The sequence below is a fragment of the Dethiosulfatibacter sp. genome, from assembly GCF_983023055.1.
Genome location: NZ_CEZJXU010000091.1, coordinates 1 through 5303, shown reverse-complemented (window position 1 = coordinate 5303; position 5303 = coordinate 1). Strand labels below are relative to the sequence as shown.

The 5303-nt window shown below is 35.7% G+C and carries 4 protein-coding genes; all 4 read right to left on the bottom strand.

Annotation, left to right across the window (positions count from 1 at the left end):
• Window positions 1–34: 34 nt before the first annotated feature.
• Window positions 35–721, bottom strand: a complete 687-nt coding sequence (locus AC3AX0_RS04815; protein ID WP_487549173.1) for a tRNA threonylcarbamoyladenosine dehydratase — start codon at window positions 719–721, stop codon at window positions 35–37.
• Entirely contained in the window at window positions 722–2500 is a 1779-nt protein-coding gene (gene aspS / locus AC3AX0_RS04810; protein WP_487549172.1) for an aspartate--tRNA ligase, read from the bottom strand.
• A gap of 484 nt (window positions 2501–2984) precedes the next feature.
• The gene (gene hemZ, locus AC3AX0_RS04805; RefSeq protein ID WP_487549171.1) at window positions 2985–4487 is read right to left on the bottom strand and encodes a coproporphyrinogen dehydrogenase HemZ; all 1503 of its coding nucleotides are present in this window, start codon (window positions 4485–4487) and stop codon (window positions 2985–2987) included.
• The gene (locus tag AC3AX0_RS04800) at window positions 4487–5107 is read right to left on the bottom strand and encodes an MBL fold metallo-hydrolase (RefSeq protein ID WP_487549170.1); all 621 of its coding nucleotides are present in this window, start codon (window positions 5105–5107) and stop codon (window positions 4487–4489) included. Before AC3AX0_RS04800 ends, hemZ begins: the two co-directional genes overlap by 1 nt.
• Window positions 5108–5303 lie beyond the last annotated feature (196 nt).

Below are 5303 nucleotides of genomic sequence, written 5' to 3'. Positions count from 1 at the left end.
ATCACTTCTTTCTTTTTATTAGCTTAATAACCGCTCACAGTTTCGCTATATCATTAATCACATAGGATGCAAGAAGAAGTCCTGCTGATGAGGGTACAAAGGAATTGCTTCCTATTATGTTTGTCTCTACAGACTTCCGTGGAAGTTCTTCGGAAAAAACCACCTTGTGCTTTTTTATTCCCCTCGACTTCAATTCTTTCCTGAGTTTTTTCGCCAGAGGACAGTTTATGGTCTTATGTATGTCTGCTATCCTGAAGGATTGGGGGTTTGTTCTGTTTCCAGTACCCATACAGCTTATGATCTTGATATTGTTTCTTATGCAGAATTCTATGAGTAGTATTTTTGCATTGACATCATCTATGGCATCAATTACATAATCAACTTTATCATCTTTTAAAAAAATATCAATGTTTTTTTCATCAATTTTGCTATTATATTTTCTTATTGCAATATTGGGATTTATGGATAGAATATTCTCCTCCACTACATCAACCTTGCTTCTTCCTATATTTTCCACTGTTGAATGGAGCTGTCTGTTGAGATTTGTTATGTCATAGGTATCAAAGTCCACAATAGTCATCTTCCCTACAAAGCTTCTGCATATAGCCTCGGCAGAGTAGCTTCCCACTCCACCAAGTCCTGCTATCATCACATTTGCCTCTTTGAATCTTTTGACATTTTCAATACCGTAGATTATTTCGAGTCTAGACCAAGGATTCATTTATTTTTCTATATCCAGTTTTATGCCAAGTTCTTTAAGTTGATCTTCATCAACATCAGTTGGTGCTCCTGAAAGAAGACATGTTGCACTTTGAGTTTTAGGAAATGCTATTACGTCTCTAATATTTTCGCTTCCTGTAAGAGTCATTACCATTCGGTCTATTCCATAAGCTATTCCACCATGTGGCGGCACTCCATATCTGAAGGCGTTGAGAAGGAATCCAAATTTGGCTTCAGCTTCCTCTTCTGAAAGTCCTAAAGCCTTAAACATTCTCTGTTGAAGAGCTCTATCTGTAATCCTTATACTTCCACCACCTATTTCATCTCCATTTATTACCATATCGTAGGCTTTTGCTCTTACTTCTGAAGGATTTGTTTCAAGCATGTCCAAGTCTTCTTCTACAGGGCTGGTAAATGGATGATGCTTCGCAACGTATCTTTCATTTTCTTCGTCATATTCGAAAAGTGGAAAGTCTGTAATCCAAAGGAATTCAAATCTTGACTTGTCGATTTTATCAAGGTCTACAGCTATTTTCTTTCTTAAGGCACCTAGAGAGTTGTTTACAACGGAATTCTTGTCGGCGATTATGAATACCATGTCTTTTTCTTCTAGATTAAGCGTTTTAACGAGTCCATTTTTCTCTTCATCACTTAGGAATTTTGCAACAGGTGAAACCAGTTCCCCTTCTTCTATTTTAGCCCATGCAAGTCCCTTTGCATTATATGTCTTTACGAATTTTTCCAGCTTTGAAATCTTTTTCTTTGAAAAGTCATCGGCACTCTTGTTTATTACAATACCCTTAACTGAATTTCCTTCAACTGTATTAGCCTTGAATGCATTGAATTCCGATTCCTTGAAAATTTCAGTAAGGTCTTTGAATTCATAACCGAATCTAAGGTCCGGCTTGTCTGAACCGTATCTGTTCATAGCCTCGTCATATGACATTCTGGCAATTGGTAAAGTAACGTCAAGATCGATTACTTCCTTGAAAATTTTCTGAATTAGTTTTTCATTAATTGAAATTATGTCCTCTATATCAACAAAAGACATTTCCATATCCAGCTGCGTGAATTCAGGTTGTCTGTTAGCTCTTAAATCCTCGTCTCTGAAGCATTTAACAACCTGATAGTATCTATCGTATCCCGACACCATTAAAAGCTGTTTGAATATCTGTGGTGACTGTGGCAAGGCATAGAAAGATCCTTTGTTTACCCTGCTCGGTACAAGATAGTCCCTTGCTCCCTCAGGAGTAGGCTTATTAAGTACTGGAGTTTCAATATCAAGAAATTCGTTGTCATACATGAATTCCCTGATTACCTTAGTTGTCTTTGCTCTAGTTATAAGGTTATTTTGCATGTGTGGCTTTCTAAGATCAAGAAATCTGTTCTTAAGTCTCATTATCTCTGAAGCATCATCGTTATCCCTTACATATATAGGTGGAGTTTCAGAAACGCTTAGTATTTTTATTTCTTCTGCATATATTTCAATATCACCAGTAGGCATTTTATTATTTTTAGATTGTCTTTCCCTTACATTTCCAGTTACGGTAATTACATACTCGCTTTTAACTTCCGATGCCTTCTCAAAGGATTCTTTGTTGAGATCCTCGTCAAATACTGCCTGTACTATTCCAGCCACGTCTCTTATATCTATAAAAACTAGGCTTCCCAGGTTTCTTTTCTTCTGTACCCATCCCATTACAGTAACCTTGTCTCCAATATTGCTGCTTCTAAGATTTCCGCATTTTATGGTTCTTCTTGTTGTTCCTAACTTATCCATTTCATCCTCCTGTTTTTTTACTATTTTTTCAAATGAAGTTATTTTGCATCTGCGCAGCTCGGAAAAATAAAATATGCATAAACCCTTTAAGCGTTGGTTTTATGCTTTAAAGGAAATTTTTCCTCACGCCTGCATAATTGCTCTGGCAGTTATTTCGTGCAGTTCAGGAAAGTAAATATGCATAAACCCTTGGAGCGTTGGTTTTATGCTTTAAAGGAAACTTTCCTTCACGCCAGCATAACTGCTCTGGCAGTTATACTGGTCAAAAAATAAAAAATCGTCCCTATAAATAGGGACGAGAAATTTCCCGCGGTGCCACCCTAATTGGACTTATTCAAGTCCCGCTCATTTAAAATCCCTTTTCGTCGAGGTGTCTTCACAAAGGTCTGCAAACCGGATTTCCATCATCACCAGCTTTCTATCTTGCTTTACATTATTACTCTTCCTCAGGATTATTAGTAGTCGTTTTTCATAAATTAACATATTATTTGTTATCTGTCAATATTTGAGAAATTAATTTTTTTTTCACCATATAAACCTGCTCAAGTTTTTCACTGTATGTTTTAAGGTCCTTGTTGTTACTTACCCGATGAATCTTGTTTTTATATGGATCCACAATTTTTGTAGCCGAGCCTGCTCCCATAGCAAGAATGGTCTGAATTTCCTCAATGATGTTTATATTGTAAATAGATTCGAATCCCTTATGGGTATAGCCAAAATTATCTGCATTATTTCGTATGTTTTTCTGTCTGTATAGGTAGTATATATTCATCCCTAGTTCCTCTAGGCTTTCCTTGTAGAAGTCGTTTATTTCATCAAGAACCTTATCAAATCGTTGGTCGACATAATTTTTATTATGGTAATACGAACCTCTTTTTATTGCTAGATTGTGAACCGTTACATTTTCCGGTCTGTATTCTTTTATGAATTCAAGATTCCTAGATGCATCATCTATTCCCTCACCCGGTAGTCCTATTATGAAGTCTGCATTTATAGCTTTTAAGCCTGCCGTCCTTGTAATATCAAAGGCTCTCATAATATCTTTTGCAGTATGGTCCCTGTTTACAAGCTTCAATGTATTGTCGTTCATTGTCTGTGGATTGATACTTATTCTGTTTACTCCCATGTCTTTCATGATTGAAAGCTTTTCTTTTGTTATTGTCTCAGGCCTGCCGGATTCAACTGTAAATTCAAGATTGTCCTTTGTTTTAAAGTTTCGCCTTATGTTGTCGAGAAGCTTATATGTCATTTTTTCATTAAGTATTCCAGGAGTACCTCCACCAATATAAATACTTTGAATACTTAGATCAAATTCACTTGATATATCAGCGTTGTACCCGAGTTCTCTAGTTAGAATATCAATGTAATCCTCTATTTCATCTTCGCTTTTGCCTACATAGGATGTGAAGGAGCAGTATTTGCATTTAGTTGGACAAAAAGGAATACCAATATATAGACTTGCATTTTTCTTATCTTTATATAAAAGATTCTTTTCAGTTTCATATACCTTGAAAAGATTTTCAATTCTGCTTTCCTTCAAAAGAAAAGTGTTTTTTAGAACCCGTGAAATATAATTTCTGTCATAGCCTTTCCCTGCTGCAATCCTTATTATTTTTACAGGTCTTATGCCTGTTAGTATTCCATAGGAATATGTTTTTTTATAATATTTAGACAGCAATCTATATAGATTGTGTCGCAACAGAACCTGGATATTGCTTTTCTCTTCCGTCTTTAAAAATTCAAGGTCTTCCAAAGAAGTTGTTTCATCACATACAAAGATGGAATCCACAGCTAGTTTTGACACTGCCGTGCATTCCATATCCAGATTTATATCTATATGTATTGCTTTATCATCATTTTCTATACTGTCTTTGTCAGCGTTAAAGTCATTTGAGTTTATACTGACCCTATCGGACTTTTCAAATATTCTAACAGTGTTGAATAAAGTGTCAAAATATTTTTCACTGTTTATTGTTAATCTAATCATTATTTCAGAAAAGGATTGTTTTTCTTTTCATACCCAATGGTAGAAGAGGTGTTGTGTCCAGGATATACCCTTGTATCATCAGGATATTGAAGAATCTTAGTTTTAATGGAATTGATAATTTGTTCGTATGAACCTCCAGGAAAATCTGTTCTTCCTATGCTTCCTCTGAACAATGTGTCTCCTGAGAATATTGCATCTTCGCAAACAAGACAGATGCCTCCAGGAGTATGTCCAGGAGTATGATGAACCTTGTATTCCATTTTTCCTACTGTAACTGTATCCCCTTCGCCAAGGTACTTGTCTGCTTTAAGGATTATTTCCCTGCCGAACATCATTTTTGTGAAGCTGCTTGATCCGCCTCTGATGAGTTCATCATCAAATTTATGTACGTATAGAGGTATCTTGTATTTTGCTATTAATTCCTCTACGGCGCCTATATGGTCTCCATGTCCGTGTGTAAGTACTATTCCAACTGGCTTGAAGGCATTTCCTTCAATGGCCTCGATTATCTGGTCAGGACTAAATCCAGGGTCTATTATAATTACTTCCTTGGTATCTGAATCTCCTGTAAGATAACAGTTTACCATGTAGCTTCCCACTACTATATTTTCAATTATCATTTTTTCCTCCTAGTTTTATATCACAACTTTAGTTGAGTTAATTCATGTGTTATTTGAAATACAAACGGTTCAATTGTATTTCAAATGTTATATGAATTAGTACGGAACTTGTTGTGAAATAAAGCTGCATTACTTTTTTTATTTATTTATTTAGTTACAGCAGCTTTGTACTGTCCAGCAATATGGTGACAGGTCC

Bases quoted from the DNA above. Each gene is read 5' to 3' on its own strand.
- AC3AX0_RS04815 (WP_487549173.1), bottom strand. From the start codon at position 721: ATGAATCCTTGGTCTAGACTCGAAATAATCTACGGTATTGAAAATGTC.
- aspS (WP_487549172.1), bottom strand. From the start codon at position 2,500: ATGGATAAGTTAGGAACAACAAGAAGAACCATAAAATGCGGAAATCTT.
- hemZ (WP_487549171.1), bottom strand. From the start codon at position 4,487: ATGATTAGATTAACAATAAACAGTGAAAAATATTTTGACACTTTATTC.
- AC3AX0_RS04800 (WP_487549170.1), bottom strand. From the start codon at position 5,107: ATGATAATTGAAAATATAGTAGTGGGAAGCTACATGGTAAACTGTTAT.